17 protein-coding genes and 1 pseudogene are annotated in these 17,024 nt (G+C 67.7%); 6 read left to right on the top strand and 12 right to left on the bottom strand.

Annotated features, from left to right (window positions below; all coding sequences use genetic code 11):
* The first annotated feature begins 9 nt into the window (after positions 1 to 9).
* Together AC1IQ6_RS22195 and AC1IQ6_RS22190 are read left to right on the top strand one after the other, a co-directional pair.
* Positions 10 to 1,464, top strand: coding sequence for an aldehyde dehydrogenase family protein (locus AC1IQ6_RS22195; protein WP_485865315.1), 1,455 nt, complete (start codon positions 10 to 12; stop codon positions 1,462 to 1,464).
* 320 nt (positions 1,465 to 1,784) lie between these two features.
* Positions 1,785 to 2,486 carry a Bug family tripartite tricarboxylate transporter substrate binding protein gene (locus tag AC1IQ6_RS22190; protein WP_485865314.1) on the top strand — a complete coding sequence of 234 codons (702 nt, stop codon included), beginning with the start codon at positions 1,785 to 1,787 and terminating at the stop codon, positions 2,484 to 2,486.
* Positions 2,487 to 2,511: 25 nt separating this feature from the next.
* Here the strand turns inward: AC1IQ6_RS22190 and AC1IQ6_RS22185 are convergent, their stop codons facing one another.
* Both AC1IQ6_RS22185 and AC1IQ6_RS22180 read right to left on the bottom strand, forming a co-directional pair.
* Positions 2,512 to 3,372, bottom strand: coding sequence for an IclR family transcriptional regulator (locus AC1IQ6_RS22185; RefSeq protein WP_102774285.1), 861 nt, complete (start codon positions 3,370 to 3,372; stop codon positions 2,512 to 2,514).
* 71 nt (positions 3,373 to 3,443) lie between these two features.
* Complete coding sequence (locus AC1IQ6_RS22180) at positions 3,444 to 4,118, bottom strand: RraA family protein (RefSeq protein WP_168202242.1); 675 nt, start codon at positions 4,116 to 4,118, stop codon at positions 3,444 to 3,446.
* Between the two features lie 188 nt (positions 4,119 to 4,306).
* Here AC1IQ6_RS22180 and AC1IQ6_RS22175 point away from each other — a divergent pair, with 188 nt between their 5' ends.
* The 3 genes from AC1IQ6_RS22175 to AC1IQ6_RS22165 all read left to right on the top strand — a co-directional run bounded on the left by AC1IQ6_RS22175 (position 4,307) and on the right by AC1IQ6_RS22165 (position 7,523).
* A complete protein-coding gene (locus AC1IQ6_RS22175) occupies positions 4,307 to 5,287 on the top strand; it encodes a Bug family tripartite tricarboxylate transporter substrate binding protein (RefSeq protein ID WP_485865313.1) in 981 nt (326 codons plus the stop codon).
* Between the two features lie 74 nt (positions 5,288 to 5,361).
* Entirely contained in the window at positions 5,362 to 6,366 is a 1,005-nt protein-coding gene (locus AC1IQ6_RS22170) for a Bug family tripartite tricarboxylate transporter substrate binding protein (protein ID WP_111826509.1), read from the top strand.
* Complete coding sequence (locus AC1IQ6_RS22165) at positions 6,363 to 7,523, top strand: alpha-hydroxy acid oxidase (protein WP_485865312.1); 1,161 nt, start codon at positions 6,363 to 6,365, stop codon at positions 7,521 to 7,523. Before AC1IQ6_RS22170 ends, AC1IQ6_RS22165 begins: the two co-directional genes overlap by 4 nt.
* Positions 7,524 to 7,558: 35 nt before the next feature.
* Here the strand turns inward: AC1IQ6_RS22165 and AC1IQ6_RS22160 are convergent.
* Positions 7,559 to 7,640 (bottom strand): annotated as a pseudogene (locus tag AC1IQ6_RS22160) (integrase core domain-containing protein); the annotation flags it as partial.
* 35 nt (positions 7,641 to 7,675) lie between these two features.
* Between AC1IQ6_RS22160 and AC1IQ6_RS22155 the strand changes: the two are divergent.
* On the top strand, positions 7,676 to 8,263 hold the full coding sequence (locus AC1IQ6_RS22155) for a GrpB family protein (protein WP_485865311.1): 588 nt from the start codon (positions 7,676 to 7,678) through the stop codon (positions 8,261 to 8,263).
* A 5-nt stretch (positions 8,264 to 8,268) separates the two neighbouring features.
* Here AC1IQ6_RS22155 and AC1IQ6_RS22150 read toward each other — a convergent pair whose 3' ends face one another.
* From AC1IQ6_RS22150 to AC1IQ6_RS22110, 9 genes are all read right to left on the bottom strand, one after another.
* Complete coding sequence (locus AC1IQ6_RS22150; RefSeq protein WP_102774291.1) at positions 8,269 to 8,448, bottom strand: hypothetical protein; 180 nt, start codon at positions 8,446 to 8,448, stop codon at positions 8,269 to 8,271.
* 217 nt (positions 8,449 to 8,665) lie between these two features.
* Entirely contained in the window at positions 8,666 to 9,283 is a 618-nt protein-coding gene (locus tag AC1IQ6_RS22145) for a hypothetical protein (protein WP_485865310.1), read from the bottom strand.
* Between the two features lie 48 nt (positions 9,284 to 9,331).
* Positions 9,332 to 9,979, bottom strand: a complete 648-nt coding sequence (locus AC1IQ6_RS22140; RefSeq protein WP_246842510.1) for a helix-turn-helix domain-containing protein — start codon at positions 9,977 to 9,979, stop codon at positions 9,332 to 9,334.
* Between the two features lie 72 nt (positions 9,980 to 10,051).
* The gene (locus AC1IQ6_RS22135; RefSeq protein WP_485865309.1) at positions 10,052 to 11,503 is read right to left on the bottom strand and encodes an N-acyl-D-amino-acid deacylase family protein; all 1,452 of its coding nucleotides are present in this window, start codon (positions 11,501 to 11,503) and stop codon (positions 10,052 to 10,054) included.
* Positions 11,504 to 11,515: 12 nt separating this feature from the next.
* Positions 11,516 to 12,511 (bottom strand): ABC transporter ATP-binding protein, encoded by a 996-nt coding sequence (locus AC1IQ6_RS22130; protein WP_485865308.1) that lies wholly within the window; start codon positions 12,509 to 12,511, stop codon positions 11,516 to 11,518.
* Between the two features lie 8 nt (positions 12,512 to 12,519).
* Positions 12,520 to 13,539 (bottom strand): ABC transporter ATP-binding protein, encoded by a 1,020-nt coding sequence (locus AC1IQ6_RS22125; protein WP_485865307.1) that lies wholly within the window; start codon positions 13,537 to 13,539, stop codon positions 12,520 to 12,522.
* Positions 13,540 to 13,547: 8 nt separating this feature from the next.
* On the bottom strand, positions 13,548 to 14,423 hold the full coding sequence (locus AC1IQ6_RS22120) for an ABC transporter permease (protein WP_209165063.1): 876 nt from the start codon (positions 14,421 to 14,423) through the stop codon (positions 13,548 to 13,550).
* Positions 14,424 to 14,434: 11 nt separating this feature from the next.
* The gene (locus tag AC1IQ6_RS22115) at positions 14,435 to 15,370 is read right to left on the bottom strand and encodes an ABC transporter permease (protein ID WP_485865306.1); all 936 of its coding nucleotides are present in this window, start codon (positions 15,368 to 15,370) and stop codon (positions 14,435 to 14,437) included.
* 52 nt (positions 15,371 to 15,422) lie between these two features.
* A complete protein-coding gene (locus AC1IQ6_RS22110) occupies positions 15,423 to 16,994 on the bottom strand; it encodes an ABC transporter substrate-binding protein (protein WP_485865305.1) in 1,572 nt (523 codons plus the stop codon).
* Positions 16,995 to 17,024 lie beyond the last annotated feature (30 nt).

Raw genomic sequence — 17,024 nt, 5'->3', positions numbered from 1 at the left:
AACACCGCCATGGATACAGCAAAAGCGGCGCATCGCAACCTGATCGGAGGCGAATGGTGCGATGCGGCCGACGTCACGCAGAACGTCAACCCATCGGACACGCGGGAGATCGTCGGCCTGTACGCGCGCGGCGGCGCGGCCGACGCGCAACATGCCGTGGAGGCGGCGCGCGCCGCCTTCCCGGCATGGTCTGGCAGTTCCCCGCAGCTGCGCCACGACATCCTCGCTCGCGCGGCCCATGAGCTGCAGTCGCGCAGGGAGGAGTTGGGGCGCCTGCTTTCCAGCGAGGAGGGCAAGACGCTGCCCGAGGGCATAGGCGAGGTGGCGCGCGCGGCGAGCGTGCTGTTCTTCATGGCGGGCGAGGCGCTGCGTATACGCGGTGACCGCCTGCCCGGCCTGCAGCCGGGTAGCGACACCGAAGTCACCCGGGAGCCCCTGGGCGTGGTGGGCGTGATCTCGCCTTGGAATTTCCCCATCGCCATCCCCGCCTGGAAGATCGCGCCGGCGCTGGCCTATGGCAATACCGTGGTGTTCAAGCCGGCGGATCTGGTGCCGGCCTCGGCCTGGGCGCTCGTGGACATCCTGCACCGCGCCGGCTTGCCGGATGGCGTGCTCAATCTGGTGATGGGCCCCGGAAGCCAGATCGGCAGCGTGTTGTGCTCGCATCCCGAGGTCGACGCGATCAGCTTTACCGGTTCGGTTCCCACGGGCCGCCGCATCGCGGCCGACTGCGTGGCCGGCCCGTCCATGAAACGCATGCAATTGGAGATGGGCGGCAAGAATCCGCTGGTCATCCTGGACGACGCGGACCTCGACGTCGCGGTGGAATGCGCCGTGCAGGGCGCGTTCTTCAGCACGGGCCAGCGCTGCACGGCATCGTCCCGCTTCATCGTGACAGAGGGCATCCACGACCGTTTCGTGCAGGGCGTCGCCAGGCGGCTGGAAACGCTCAGGATCGGCCATGCCTTGCGGGCCGACTCGCATATCGGTCCGGTCGTGGACCGCAAGCAGCTCGACGTCGACCTGTCGTACATCGACATCGGCCGCAAGGAAGGCGCCCGCCTGGTCTGGGGCGGGGAGCGCCTGGAACGGGACACGCCGGGCTTCTACCTGCAGCCCGCCCTGTTCAGCGAGGTCGACCCATCCATGCGGATCGCCCGCGAAGAGATCTTCGGCCCCGTCGCCTCCGTCACGCGGGCCCGCGATTTCGAGGAAGCGCTCCATCTCGCCAACGACACGGAATTCGGCCTCGCCGCCGGCATCTGCACCACCAGCCTGCGCCACGCGTCCCAATTCAAGCGGCAGGCCCAGGCCGGCATCGTCAAGGTCAACCAGGCAACCAGCGGTCTGGACTACCACTTGCCGTTCGGCGGACGCAAGGCTTCCTCTTACGGGCCGCGCGAACAGGGCCAGTATGCGGTGGACTTCTATACCGTCATCAAGACGGCGTACACGTCCGCCTGAAGCCGGTCGCCGCGCGGTGAGCAGTTCCCCATCCACTGAAGGAGACAAGAAGATGAAGAAACTGATCGGCAGCCTTTTCCTGTTCTCGGCGGCCGCGATGGCGACCGCTGCGCATGCGGCGGATTATCCACAGCGCGCCATCCGCATCATCGTCCCGTTCGCCGCGGGCGGCATCACCGACGTGATGGGGCGCACGATCGCCAACCATCTCGGCGCCGAGCTCGGGCAGCCCGTCATCGTGGAGAACCGGCCCGGGGCCAGCGGCATGATAGGGCCGCGAAGCGGCCGCCAAGGCGGAGCCCGACGGCTATACCCTGCTGGTGGCGGGCATCGCCCCGCTGGGCACGAACCCCGTGATGTACCGGCAGATCCGGTACGACCCGGTCAAGAGCTACGAACACATCGGCCTGGTGGCCAAGCAGCCGCTGGTCGTCGTCGTGGGCAAGGCGGTGCCGGCCGACAGCATCCAGGAGCTCGCGGCCTACCTCAAGGCGCGCCCTCAAGGCGACATGTTCTATGGCACGTCCGGCAGTTCGTACCAGCTGATCACCGAAGCCTTCAACGCGCAATTGGGCGTGAAGATGACCCATGTCCCCTTCAAGGGCACGAGCCCCGCGATCGAGGCGATGCTGGGCGGACAGATCGGTTTCATGATCGATCCCTATTCCACCATGGGCGCGCTGGTCAAGGCCGGCAAGGTCAAGGCGCTGGCGCTCACCGCCGACAAGCGTTCCGACGCCGCGCCGCAGTTGCCCACGGTGAGCGAGGAAGGCATACCGGGATTCGAGGCTTCGTCGTGGCAGGGCCTGCTCGCGCCGGCGGGAACGCCCAGGGAGATCGTCGAGAAGCTGAATGCGGCCCTGGTGAAGATTCTCGCATCCGATGAGATCAAGCAGAACTTCGCCGCCTCCGGCGTGCAGCCCTCGCCATCTTCGCCGGAAGAGTTCCGCCGATTCATCATCGCCCAGAACGAGCGCTGGAAGCGTGTTGCCGCGGCCGCGGGCATCCAGCCTCAGGACTGACCGCGATGGCGCCGTCCGGCCGCGGTCAACGGCCGGACAGTTGCGCGATCTGCTGCAGAGCGGGCACCTGGAGCGGCATCAGGCGGGTGCAGGCCAGCAGTTCCCTGGCGACGAACGCGACGGTCTCGTCGTCGAAGCTTTCGGAATAGGCCGTGATCGCCAGGCAGCCAAGCGCGGTCTTGTCCCAGGAATAATAATTGGCCGCAATGGCGCTCAGGCCATCGTAGAACTCGTCGCGCACCAGCACGTAGCCGTTCTCCGCGGCCCGTTTGAGATCCGCGTCCAGCGCCGCCTTCGTCGTGAGGGTCTTGCTGGTCCGCGCCGCATAGGGAGGCTTGCCCAGCAGCGCCTCGCGCCTGGCCGGATCGGATGCGAGCAGCAAGGCCTTGCCCGGACCGGAGGCATGCATGGGGCCATGCAGCCAGGTCGAGTAATACGGATTGAGCGAAGTGCCCGCCTGCATCACATCGACCACGACCCGCTCGCCGCCGATATAGGCTACCAGCACGACCGACTGGTTCACCTTGTTCGCGAGGCCGCGCACCAGCGGATCGGCCTGGCGGCGCAGTTCTTCCAGCGGGTGCTTCAACCCCAGGGGACGCAGCGTGGAAGGCGAGGCCAGATAGTATTTGCCGTCGCCGATGCGCAGGACGCGCTTGGCGTCTTCCAGCGTTCTCAACAGGCGCAACGTGGTGCTTAGATCCAGTTTGACGTCGGAGGCCAGTTCCGCGAGCGTCATCGGGTGGCTTGCGGCGATCAGGGTGTCCAGCAGGGCCAGTCCGCGCAACAGGGTGCCGGCCAGCGGCCCGCTCCCCTTGGCGCTATCGGTCAGTGCGGCCGTCCCGGCGGCGGTGGAAGATGCAGGATTTTTACGTGGTCTCGGCATAGTCTGGTCTACAAGGCGGGGCACGCGTAGGCTGGAGTCCAGCCGCTGACGCGCTCCGGCCAAGCTGCGGATCAGAGTTTAGCGTACTTGCGCAGCGCTTCCGTGAACGAAAGTCCCGCCCGGATTTCGTCGCTGGCCAGCCTGTCCTGGTGTTCGAGTTCGCTTGCGCGCTGCGCCACCTCCGCCGCCCGATCGCGCGGCACCACCACCAGGCCGCTGGAGTCCCCGATGATGATATCGCCCGGATGTACGGGCATGCCATCGATCTTCACCGTGGTATTGATCTCGATGACCTTGACCCGCGTCTTGCCCGACAGCGGCACGACGTGGCGCGAGAACACCGGGAACCCCAGTTCGATGATCTCGTCGGCATCGCGCACGCCGCCGTCCACCACCAGCCCCACGACGCCGTTCTGCACGGCCGCTACTGAAGCCACCCCGCCCCAGGTGGACACCTGCTGGCCGCCGTTGTCGATCACGACGACATCCAGGGGCCGGCACATGTCGACGACGGCGCCCAGCCCGAACTCGGAGGGCAGGTAGGCGTTCTTCGCGCCCGTCACTTCCTTGACGGTGAGCGCGGCGCCGACGAATCGCATTCCCGGCGCGACCGGCCCGAGGTTCAGGCCGATGCTGCCGATACCGAGGTCGTCGAGCACATTACCGATGGTGCTGGTGGCAAGGCCCTCGAACGCTTTGATCAGTTCAGGGGAGGTCTCGGGACGGGTTCCTTGATGGATAGGCACTTGCGTTCTTCTCCAAATTGAATGATGATGCATGCCAAAATTACAATAAAGAAATAAAACTTTCAATGGATGATTAATTAATTTCGTCTAGTGAATTACCTTTGTTTGTGTGGCCGAGTGGCAGAGCCAGGCGACGATGGCTCTGCATATCTGGACGGCAAAGGTCCAAATACAAGGAGACTGGATACATGCGTGAAACTCGACGTACCGTGCTCAAACAACTCTCAGCCGCGGCGCTGGCCGGCGCCTTCGCCCCGCGGGCCTTCGCCTCCGGCGACTGGCCAAGCCGGCCCGTCCGGGTCATCGTGCCTTTCACGCCCGGCGGGTCCACCGACATCGCGGCTCGGCTGGCGGCCGAAGGCATGGGCCGCGCGCTGGGGCAGACCTTCGTGGTGGAAAACCGCCCCGGCGCCGGCGGAAACCTGGGGCTCGAGGCCTTGGCGCGGTCGGACAACGATGGCTACACGATCGGTATTCTCACCACGGCTCACCCGATCAACAGCTGGCTGTACAAGAAGCCCGGCTATGACCTCGCAAGCAGTTTTTCGCCCATCGGCTTTCTGCAGGAAGGGCCCATCATGCTGGTGGTGCATCCCAGCCTGCAGGTCAACTCGCTGCCGGAATTCATCGCATACGCCAAAGCGCGCCCGGGCAAGCTCAACTTCGCCACCTCAGGCACCGGCAATTCCACCCACATGGCGGGCGAATTGTTCTGCAACCGCGCGCAGATCCAGATGACGCACGTGCCCTACAAGGGCAGCGCGCCCGCGATCACGGACACCATCGCGGGAGTATGCGAGCTGAGCTTCGACACGATGATCTCCGCGCTTCCGCATGTAAAGGCGGGCAAGCTCAAGGCCATTGCGGTCACGACCGCCCAGCGTTCCCCGATGACGCCCGAGGTGCCCGCCATCGCCGAGACCATCCCCGGCTTCGACGTGTCGGCCTGGAACGGCATGGTGGCGCCGGCGGGCACGCCCAAGGAAGTCATCGGAAAGCTGCATCAGGCGATGGTGCAGGCGCTGGCCGCTCCCGCAGTGATCCAACGCTTCGCGGACATGGGCGTAGCGCCCCGCGCCATGCAGCCGGACGAGTTCCAGCGCTTCATCCTGCAGGAGCGGGATATGTGGGGCAAGACGGTCCAGGCCGCGAACATCACCATCGACTGAGAACGGATCCGTTGCGCCGCCTTTGATACAAAGGCGGCAAGCGTGGAACGAAAAGATAAAAACAGGAGACAAATATGAAAGCAAATCGGCGTTCCGCCATCAAGGCGGCATTGGCCCTGGCCATCGTCACGGCCGGCATGACGGGCGTGCCCGCGCATGCCAAGGACGAGGCGGCCGCCGCCTACCCCGCCAAGCAGGTGACCTTTCTGGTGCCCTACGCCGCCGGGGGGCCCACGGACCTGATAGCGCGCCAGCTCGCCTTCGGCCTGAGCAAGCTGTGGAACCAGCCCGTGGTGGTCGAGAACCGCACGGGCGCCAGCGGCATCGTCGCCTTGACGGCCCTGGCGCGCGCGCCTTCGGATGGCTATACGCTGGGGATCATGGTGTCCCCGGTGACGGCCATCGCGCCGCTCACGCAGCCCAGCTTCCGCTACGACGTCACGCAGGACTTCACCGCGGTATCCGATCTGGTCGACTACGCCCTGGTTCTGCTCGCCGGGCCTCAGATCAAGGCGGCGAATCTCAAGGAACTGGTGGAATTCGCCAAGCAGAACCCGACGGCCGTCAGCTACGGTTCCTCGGGCCTGGGCGGCACCAACCATCTTGCGGGCGAACTGTTTTCCCGGTCCGCCAACGCGCCCATGCTGCACGTTCCCTACAAGGGGAATGCCCCGGCGCTCAATGACGTCATGGCGGGGCAGGTCAGTTTCGTGTTCGCCCAGACCGACGCGGCCATCGGGCTCGCCAAGAGCGACAAGGTGCGGGCGCTGGGCATCACCTCCAAGCAACGCAACGCCATGCTGCCCAACGTCCCCACGATGGAAGAAAGCGGCTTCAAGGGCGTGGACGTTGGAGGCTGGACGGGCGTGATGGGACCGGCGAAACTGCCTCCCGATGTGCTCAAGAAGCTGGAAGCGGGCATTGCCGAAGTCAAGAAGACCCCGGAATTCAAGGAAAGAATGGAGTCCCTCGGCTTTGTGATCACCGGCACCTCTTCCGCCGATTTCACCCAGCGCGTGCGTGCCGAACGGGATTTCTGGAAAGCCAAAGTCACCGAAGCGAACATCCAACTCCAATGAACTCAAAGAAACTCCTGTCGATAGGCGACTACGAGCGTGCGGCCAAGGCGGTCCTGCCGCACGCGGTGTTCGGCTACGTCAACGGCGGCACCGAAGACTGCCTGACGCTGCAAGCCAACCGCGAGGCGTTCCGTTCGGTCCAGTTCCGTCCGCGCGGCCTGGTCGGCGTCGCGCAGCGCACGCAGGCCGTGGAACTCTGGGGAAGGCAATACCGGCATCCTTTCGGGATCGCGCCCATGGGCATGACCGCCATGTGCCGCCATCGCTGCGAATGGGACCTGGCCAAGGCCGCGTCAGAGGCGAAAATTCCGTTCGTGCTCAGCGGTCTTTCCACGCTGGCCATGGAAACCGTGCGCCAGGCCGATGCCGATTTCTGGTACCAGGGCTACATCCCCGGCGACAAGGACGTCATCGAACCGCTGCTGCGGCGCCTGCGGGCCAACGAGGTCGACGTGCTGGTCGTCACCATCGACACGCCCGTGGGCGCGAACCGCGAGAACAACCAGCGCAACGGCTTCACCATTCCGTTCAAGTTCAGCGGCGGCCTGCTCTGGGACGGGCTGCGCCATCCCCGCTGGTCCGCCAACGTGTTTCTCCGCACCCTGCTTTCGGACCGGCAGGTGCCGCGCTTCTGCAACGTGGTCGCCGATACGCGCGGCTACCGCATCACCGAAGAACCCAAGGGCGGCCTGCGCGGCGGCCGCGACCGGCTGGACTGGTCGCACCTGGCCTGGATGCGCGACATCTGGCCGGGCCGCATCGTCCTCAAGGGCGTCGCCCATCCCGGCGACGCACGGCTGGCGGAACAAATGGGCCTGGACGGCGTCATCGTCTCCAACCACGGCGGACGCCAGCTCGACGGCGCGCAGGGCGCCCTGGACGCCTTGCCCGAGGTCGTCGCCGCGGTGGGCCCGAATTTCCCGGTGATGGTCGACGGCGGTTTTCGCCGCGGCGCCGACGTCCTCAAGGCCATCGCGCTGGGCGCGCGCATGGTGTTCCTGGGCCGCCCCTTTCTCTACGGCGCGTCCGTGGCCGGACAGGCCGGCGTGGCGCGCATCATCGACATTTTGGGAACCGAAATCGACCGCAACCTGGGGTTGCTCGGGTGCCGCGACCTGGCGGAGCTGGGAAGCGACTTCATCGTGTCGCGGCCTTGATCTTCGCGAGCAGGTAGTTGCCCCAATGCGCTCCTTAAGGAATTCATCACGCAGCCGGCGGTTGAACGATTCGATCAGCCCATTATCCGTCGGCTTGCCTGGGCGCGTGTAATCGAGACGAGGCCGTCGTTCGCCGCAGTAGGATATATCGCATGGCGACACCCGAAGAAATCATGAAACACCACGAACCGGACCCGGACGAAGACCCCTGGGTCCGAGGCCGGCCGGCGCCGGCGCCGGTGGAAGTCGTGCCCTACGATTTCCGATGGCCGGCCCGCTACGAGGCGCTGGCCGCGGCGATACGCGAGGCGCTGGGGCCGGTGGCGCTGGACGTGGAGCATATGGGGTCCACGGCGGTGCCGGGGCTGGCGGCCAAGCCGGTGATCGACATCGACCTGACCGTGGCCGATCCGGCGCGGGAGGAAGACTACGTGGGGCCGCTGGAGGCGATCGGCTATGTGCTGGCGCTGCGCGAGCCGTCCTGGCATCAGCACCGCGCGCTGCGGCTGGAGGCGCCGGCGGCGAACCTGCATGTGTTCGGGCCCGATTGTCCGGAGAATATCCGGCACCGGATGTTCCGCGACTGGCTGCGCGCCAATCCGGCGGACCGCGACCTGTATGCGCGGGCCAAGCAGTCCGCGGCCGTGGGCGCGATGCAGGTGATGGCGTACAACAAGCGCAAGGAGGCGACGCTGCGCGAGATCTACGAGCGCATGTTCCGCGCGGCCGGCTTTCTATAAGGCGCTCAGGCGCCCGGCAGCATGTAGCGCGCGGATACGGCGAGGATGCGTTGGGCGGATTCGCGCAGCTGGCGGGCTTCGCGGTAGGCCTGCAGGGACACGACGGCGTCATAGCGGCGCGCGCTGCGGGGGCCGGCGAGCAGCGCCGGACGGCGGCTCAGGATCGGGGATATCAGGCGTTGCATATTGGAACCTTCGTGGAACCTTGGTACGGGCGTCTGGCCCGGGGTATGGCAGGCATCGTAGGCCGGCCGGCAAGGCGCGGCAACGAATTACCTTTCATATGGATATCCAGGGATATCCAGGGATATCCGGGCCTTTCCCCGGGGATGCCGGGGAGTTGCGCGCATTGCGGAGCCAGTATCGCCGGCTTATATGACAGTCTGATGCCGGCGGCGGACGCTAGCCCAATATGCGCGAGGAGGAGACCGCCGCGACCCAGACCCAGCGCTCGCCGCGCAGTTCGAAGTCGTAGGTCATGGCGTCCGAAGGCCTGTGCAGGAACGGCGCGAACCAGACGCGCACGCGGCCGGGCGACGGGGTCTGCCATAGCGAGACGCCGCTGATGGGACTGTTCGGCGTCAGGCCCAGCATGGAGATATAGGCCTCGTCGCGCGGGCTGTGGCTTTCGATCTCGATGGGCCATTCGCCCAGTTCCTTGCTGCCGGAGTAGAACGTCATGCCGGTGCCGAACGAGTCGGCCGCGTCCTCGCCGTAGCGGGCGATGGAGAGTTTGCCCATGCCGTCGTCGGAGCGGGCGCACAGGATGCGCTGGAACAGGTCGAGCAGGGCAGCCTCGTGCGCCACGCCGAGCTGGCCGCGCAGCTGCGCGGCGACGGGCGCCTGGCCGTCGATGCAGTGGCGCGTTTCCAGCAGCAGTCCGCGGTCGCTGCGGGCGATGGCGCTGCCGCTTTTGGCGCCGGAAAGCATGGCGCCGATGTCGCGCAGCACGGGTTGTGCGAGGGCGGGGTTGCCGGCCGCCAGGGCCGCGCAAAGAGTCAGTGTAGGGGTGATGCGCATTGCTGCTTGTCGTGATCGTCGTTGCGGTATCGGCGCCAGGTGCGCGAGTCAGGCGGGTTTCAGCCGCGAGGGCACTTCGTCGGTGTCGCTGCAGACCGCCAGCACTTCGGCCGGCTTTTTGCTCAGCGACAGGTAGACGTGGCCGATGCTGCTGTCGAAATAGGCGGTTTCGTGCTTGGCGAGCACGACGCTGTCGCCGTTCTCGAACTGGATGCGGACCTTGCCCGACAGCACCACGGCGAATTCCTGGCCGGGATGCCGGATGTAGTCCTCGAACTCGACCACTTTGCGCGAGTCGATGAGGGCGACCATGGGCGTCATTTTCTTGCCCGGGTATTCGCCCATCAGCAGGCGGTAGTGGTAGTTCTCCGTGACGTAGTCGCAGGCGTCGCCGAGCTTGTTCTTGACGTAGGTCGGCGCGACGGCGGCCTGGGAGGCGTCGCCCAGCATGAACAGCCGGGTCATGTCGACGTCCAGCGCGCGGGCCAGCGCGCCGAATTTCTCGTAGCTCAGGGCGATCTGCCCCAGCTCGGCCTTGGAAAGCGTGGACACCGCGATGCCGCTGGCGCGGGAGACTTCCTGCAAGGTCAGTTTTCTTGCCTTGCGCTCGGCCCGCAGGCGAGCGCCCATTTCTTCCTTGCCCACGATTTCGGGCGGAACGGTCTTGCCGGGTAGGGCCATGTAGCGGTCTGGCATCAAGGGTTGAGGGCTGGGGCTGGGGCCCGCAAGCCCCGCCGCGTTTGCCGGATTGTAAAGGTTGTGCCCGGTTCAGGCGGCCCGGTTCAGCACGCGCCCGGCGTGCAGGCCGGTAAAGGCCTGGTCCTGCCAGACCGGCGCGCCGTTGACGTAGACCGAATGGATGCCGGCGGCGCTCTCGGTGGGCCGCTCGAAGGTGGCGGAGTCGGCCACGGTGGCCGGGTCGAAGACCGTCAGGTCGGCGTAGTAGCCGGGCCGCACCTGGCCGCGTCCGGCCAGGCCGAAGCGGGCGGCGGTCAGGCCGGTCATCTTCCAGACGGCCGTCTCCAGCGGGAACAGGCCCAGGTCGCGCGAGTAGTGCCCCAGCACGCGCGGGAAGGTGCCCCACAGCCGCGGGTGCGGGCGCTCGTCGTGGGGCAGGCCGTCCGAGCCGATCATGGTGGGGCCGAAGGCCAGGATGCGCTGGACGTCGGGCTCGTCCATCATGAAGTAGATGGCGCCGGCCGGCTGCAGTTCGGGTACCACGTCGTACTTGGACTTGCCGCGTTCGGCGGCGATCTCGTCCAGGTCGCGCCCGCTCAGTTCGGGGCAGGGCTTGCACCAGGTGATGAGGGAGCGGCCGGCGAGCAGCACGCGGTCCTGCTTGAGCATGGTGGAGCCGGCCACGTAGGGATAGGCGTCCAGCGAGACGTCCTGGCCGGCCATGGCGGCCTCGATCAGGGCCAGGGTTTCGCGGGAGCGGCCGAAGTTGGGCTTGCCCATGACCTTGTGGTGCGAGATCACGACGGGCACGCCCAGTTCGCGGCCGATGCGGAAGGTTTCTTCCAGCGCCGCGACGATGTGCTCGCCTTCGTCGCGCATGTGGGTGGCGTAGACGCCGCCGCGCGCGGCCAGCGGCCGGCAGACTTCGATGATCTCCTCGGTGCTGGCGCAGGCGGCGGGCGGGTAGAACGCGCCGGTGGAGATGCCGATGGCGCCGCTGGCCAGGGCTTCGTCGGCCAGCGCCTGCATGGCCTCGATCTCGGCGGGCGTGGCCTCGCGCTGCAGCTCGGGCATGACGGCGGCGCGCAGCGTGGAGTGGCCCACCATGCAGGCGGCGTTGACGGCGGCGGGCGCGGCGCGCAGCGCGTCGAGGTAGTCGCGGAAGCGTTCGTAGCGATAGGAGCCGCCTTCGTCCAGCAGGTCCAGCGGCGCGGGCGGATTGGCGTGCGCCAGCGGCGCCAGGCTGATGCCGCAATTGCCGGTGACCACGGTGGTGACGCCCTGCGAAATCTTGGGCGTCATGTCGCGGCGCTTGAGCAGGTAGTTGTCGTCGTGCGTATGGGAGTCGATGAAGCCGGGCGCCACCACCTTGCCGGCGACGTCGATGCGGCGTGCGGCGGCATGGCCGGCCAGGTCGCCGACGGCGGCGATGCGGTCGCCGCGCACGCCCACGTCGGCGCGGCGGCCAGGGGTGTTGGCGCCGTCGATGACGGTGCCGCCGGCAAGAATGTAATCGAACGGGGTGGCGTCGGGCTGGGACATGCGTATCTCCGGCTAGGCAAAGTGGCAGGCGACCTGCTGCCCGGGGGCGACGTGGCGCGGCAGCGGGGTTTCTTCGGCGCAGCGCGGCCGGGCCATGGGGCAGCGGCTGCGGAACGCGCAGCCCGAGGGCGGCGACAGGGGGCTGGGGATTTCGCCCCTGAGCACCTCGACCGGCGTGCGCTCGCCGCGGCGGGCGGACGGCACCGCGGCCAGCAGGGCGCGGGTATAGGGATGGGCCGGGCGCCCGAAGATGGCGTCGCGCGGGCCGCTTTCGACGATGCGGCCCAGGTACATCACGGCCACCTGGTGGCTGATGTGGCGCACCACGCTCAGGTCGTGCGAAATGAACACGTAAGTCAGGCCGAGGTCGCGTTGCAGGTCCATCAGCAGGTTGATGACCTGGGCCTGGACCGAGACGTCCAGCGCCGACACCGGCTCGTCGCACACGATCAGCCCGGGGTCCAGCGCCAGCGCGCGCGCGATCACGATGCGCTGGCGCTGCCCGCCGGAGAATTCGTGCGGGTAGCGGTCGGCGGCGTCGGGGCGCAGGCTGACGCGGGCCAGCAGCTGGGCCACGCGCTCGCGGATCGCGGCGCGGCCGTGGCCGAAGTTGCGCAGCGGCTCGCCGATGATGTCGCGCACCCGCATGCGCGGATTCATGGACGAAAACGGGGCCTGGAAGATGAATTGCACCCGCTGGCGCATGGCGCGCAGCTGGCGGCCGTTCATCGCCGCCAGGTCCTGGCCTTCGAGCAGGATGCGGCCGGCGGTGGGTTCGGCCAGCCGGATCAGGCATTTGCCGGTGGTGGATTTGCCGCAGCCGGATTCGCCGACCAGGCTCAGCGTCTGGCCGCGCGGCACCGACAGCGACACGCCGTCGACGGCGCGCAGCACCTTGCCGCCGTCCACCGGAAAGTGCTTCTTGAGGTCGACGACTTCCAGCATGGGCGCGGCGGATGCGGACATGGCGGACGCGGCGGGCGCGAGGGGGATATCGTGCAGGTTCATGGCGGCTCTCACGCGGTCAGGGCGCCGGTCGCGGGCGCGGCGGCCAGTCCTTCGGCGCGCGCCCAGCACCAGACGCGGTGGCGGCTGCCGGCGTCCACGGCGGGCGGGGCGGCGTCGCGGCAGCGCGGCTGCGCCTCGGGGCAGCGCGCGGCGAAGGCGCAGCCGCGCGAGGCCGGCGTCATCACGGGCACGATGCCCGGCAGCTCGGCCAGCCGGGCGTCGTGGCCCTGGCCGTCGACGAAATCGGGCAGCGATCGGATCAGCGCCCGGGTATAGGGATGCTGCGGGCGGTCCAGCACGTCGTCCACGCCGCCTTCCTCGACCTTGCGGCCGGCGTACATGACGATGACGCGCTGGCACATCTGCGCCACGACGCCCAGGTCGTGCGTGATCAGCACGATGGCGGTCCCCAGGCGCGCCTGGATGTCGCGCAGCAGGTGCAGGATCTGCGCCTGGATGGTGACGTCCAGCGCGGTGGTGGGTTCGTCGGCGATCAGCACCTTGGGCTGGCAGGCCAGCGCCATCGCGATCATGGCGCGTTGGCGCATGCCGCCGGACAACTGATAGGGGTACTCGCGCGCGCGGCGCGCGGGGTCGGCGATCTGCACCAGGTCCAGCAGTTTTTCGGCCTGGGCCAGGGCGTCGCGGCGCGACAGGCCCTGGTGCAGCATCAGCGATTCGCTGATCTGGCGGCCGATGGTGAACACCGGGTTCAGGGACGTCATCGGCTCCTGGAAGATCATCGAGATCCGGTTGCCGCGGATCGCGCGCATGGCCTTCTCGGGCAGGGCCAGCAGGTCCTGGCCGTCGAACTCGATGCGTCCGCCGGCATTGCGGCCGGGGGCGCGCAGCAGACGCATGATGGACAGCGAGGTCACGCTCTTGCCGCAGCCGGATTCGCCCACCAGGCCCAGGGTTTCGCCGGGCATCAGGTCGAACGACAGGCCGTCGACGGCGACCACCGTGGTCTCGTCGCCGTCGAAACAGGTGGTGAGGTCGCGCACGCTCAGGACGGGTCGGGTTTGCATGGACGCTCCTACAGCTTTTTGGCCAGGCGCGGATCGAGCATGTCGCGCAGTCCGTCGCCCACCAGGTTGACGGCCAGCACGGCCACGCCCAGGAACAGGCCGGGATACAGGATGATGTGGAAGGCCACGGCCACGAAGTTGCGACCCTCGGCCATGATGTTGCCCCAGCTCGGTATCTGCGGCGGGATGCCCACGCCCAGGAAGCTCAGCACGGCCTCCGTCAGGATTGCCGAGGCCGCGATGAAGGTGGCCTGCACCATCAACGGCGCGAACAGGTTGGGCAGGACGTGGCGCAGCAGGATGGCCGGCACGCGTGTGCCGCAGGACACCGCGGCCTCGATGTAGGGCTGCTCGCGTATCGTCAGCACCAGCGCGCGCACCAGGCGCACGACGCGCGGCACTTCCGGGATCACGATGGCGACGATCACGGTGCCCAGGCCGCCCTTGAGCGTGGCCATCAGCGCGATCGCCAGCAGCACGCCGGGAATGGCCATCAGGCCGTCCATGATGCGCATGATGACGGCGTCCAGGCGGCGGAAATAGCCGGCCGCCATGCCCAGCGCGACGCCGCCCGCGGTGGCGACCGCCGCCACCACCAGGCCGACCACCAGGGACACGCGCGCGCCCCAGAGCGTGCGCGAGTAGACGTCGCGGCCCAGGGCGTCGGTGCCGAAGTAGTGCTCGGACGAGGGCGGCTTCATGCGCGCCATCGGATTGATGTCCTGCGGATCGACCGTGGCCAGCCACGGCGCGGCCAGCGCGACCGCGGCCAGGAGCAGCAGGATGGCGCCGCCGGCATACAGCATCGGGTGGCGGCGCAGCGATTTCAGTGCGCGGCGCAGGCGCGTACGCCTGGCGGGCAGCGGCAGGGTTGCGGTAGTCATGCGTTTCCCCGTCAGTAGCGGATGCGCGGATCGAAGAGCCGGTAGCTCAGGTCGACCAGCAGGTTGATCAGCACGTAGATGCCCGAGGCCACCAGCAGCACGCCCTGGATGACCGGATAGTCGTGGCGCAGCACCGCGTCTATGGTCAGGCGGCCCAGGCCGGGAATGGCGAACACGGTCTCCGTGACCACCACGCCGCCGATCAGCAGCGCCACGCCCACGCCGATGGTGGTGACGATGGGGTTGGCGGCGTTCTTCAAGGCATGCCATACGATGGGGCCGGCCGACAGGCCCTTGGCCCGGGCGGTGCGGATGTAGTCCTCGGACAGCGCCTCCAGCATGGTGGCGCGCGTCATGCGCGTGAGCAGCGCCATATACACCAGGCCCAGCGACAGGCAGGGCAGCACCAGGTGGCGCAGATAGGGCGCCAGGCCGGCCGACAGCGGCTTGTAGCCCTGCACCGGCAGCCAGCCCAGCTTGATGGAGAAACCGTAGACCAGGCTGTAGCCGATCAGGAACACCGGCACCGAGAACGCGCAGACCGCGCCCACCATGACCAGCCGGTCCAGCGAGCGTCCGGCGTTCCAGGCCGCCAGCACGCCCAGCGGTATCGCCGCGACCACGGCGAACAGCATGGTGAAGGCGGCGATGGACAGGGTGGGGCCCATGCGCTGGCCGATCAGTTCCGAGACCGGCATCTGCGTGGCGATGGAGGTGCCCAGGTCGCCGCTGGCGATGTGCGCGACCCAGATGCCGAACTGCTGCAGCAGCGGCTTGTCCAGGCCCAGGTTCTGGCGGATCTTCTCCACGTCGTCGGCGGTGGCGTTGTCGCCGGCGATGACGGCCGCCGGGTCGCCCGGCGACAGGTGGATCAGCAGGAACACCACGACCGCGACCACGGCCATGACGGGAATGACGGCCGCGACGCGGCGCAGTATGAATTTCACGCTGTTTTCCCCCCGGCTTGCGGCCGGGCGCAAGCCGCGCCCGGCGTCTGCCTTACGGTTTTTCGATGTTCCACATCACCGGGATGCCGGTCTTGAGCAGCTCGGTGTGCTGCAGCCCGCGAAACGCGGAGACCGGCTTGAATTCGCCCCACATGACGTACGGCACCGTCTGGTAGGCGCGCGCCTGCAGCTGCGCGGCGATCTGCTTGCGCTTGGCCGCGTCGGTTTCGCGGATCCATTGCGTGCGCAGCGCGTCCAGCTCCTTGTCGCAGGGCCAGCCCGGCAGGCTGTTGCCGCAGGCCGCGGACAGCCAGGGGTTGGTCACCGGCGTGCTGGCGTCGTAATAGCCGCCCCAGGTCAGGAAGATGTTCCAGCCGCCTTGCGCGGGCGGGTCTTTCTTCAGGCGGCGCGCGGCCAGCGAGGCCCAGTCCATGGATTGCAGGTCCACGTTGATGCCAGCCTTCTTCATGTTCTGCGCCAGGACCATGACGGCCGGCGCGCTGATGTGGTCGGTCGGATACAGCACCACGACCTTTTCGCCCTTGTAGCCGGCCTCCTGCAGCAGCTGTTTGGCGCGTTCCGGGTCGCGCTTGGCGTAGGGCGCGGCGCCGGCGTCGGTGGCCAGGGGCGAGCCGCAGACATAGAGCGTGGCGCAATAGTCGACCCGGTACTTCTCGGGGTAGCCCATGGCCGACAGCATTTCCTTCTGGCTGACCAGGTAGTAGAGGGCCTGGCGCGCCTGCGGCTTGTCGAAGGGCGGATGCAGCGAGTTGAGCACGACCATGCCCTGCGAGGACACCGAGGTGTTCAGCGTGATGTCCGGATTGCTTTCCAGCACCGGCAGGAAGTCCGGCGTGGTCTGCTCGATCATGTCGACCTCGCCGTTCATCAGCGCCGCCGTGGCGGTGTTGCCGTCGGGGATGTAGACCCATTCGACCCGGTCCACCTTGACCTGCTTGCCGCCGGCCAGGCCGTCGGCCGGCTCGGCGCGCGGCACGTAGGCGGGGTTCTTGACGTACACCACCTTGTTGCCCGGCACCCATTCGTCGCGCTTGAACAGGAACGGGCCGGAGCCGACCATTTCGGTGACCTGGGTGTTGGGGTCCGTCATCGCCAGGCGCTTGGGCATGATGAAGGGCGGCATGCCGGAAGGCTTGGACAGGGCGTCCAGCACCAGGCCGAAGGGCTGTTTCAAGGTCAGCGTGAAGCTGTTGTCGCCGGTGGCGGCAAGCTCGGCGCCGGCGGCCATCATGGCCTGGCCCAGCGTGTCCTTCTTGGCCCAGCGCTGGATCGAGGCCACGCAGTCCTCGGCCTTGACCGGCGTGCCGTCGTTGAACTTCAGGCCCGGGCGCAGCGTGAAGCGCCAGGACCTGCCGTCCTCCGACACGGTCCAGGTGTCCACCATCTGCGGCTGCACCTGGCCCTTGCCGTCCTGCGAGAACAGGGTGTCGAACACCATGTAGCCGTGGTTGCGCGTGATGTAGGCGGTATTGAACAGCGGGTCCGGCGTCTTGAGGTCCGCGTGCGGCACCAGGCGCAGGGTCTTGGTCTGCGCGGCCGCGCCGGCGGCGGCGCCGATGGCCAGCAGGGCGGCTGCGCCCAGCAAACTGATACGTCGGATCATTGTTTTCCCCTTGGTCTTGCGGCGCCCGTG

It is taken from the genome of Achromobacter sp. MUI-25009338 (assembly GCF_057359325.1).
The sequence above is the reverse complement of the archived record's forward strand: the minus strand, read 5'-3'. Positions and strand labels throughout refer to the sequence as shown.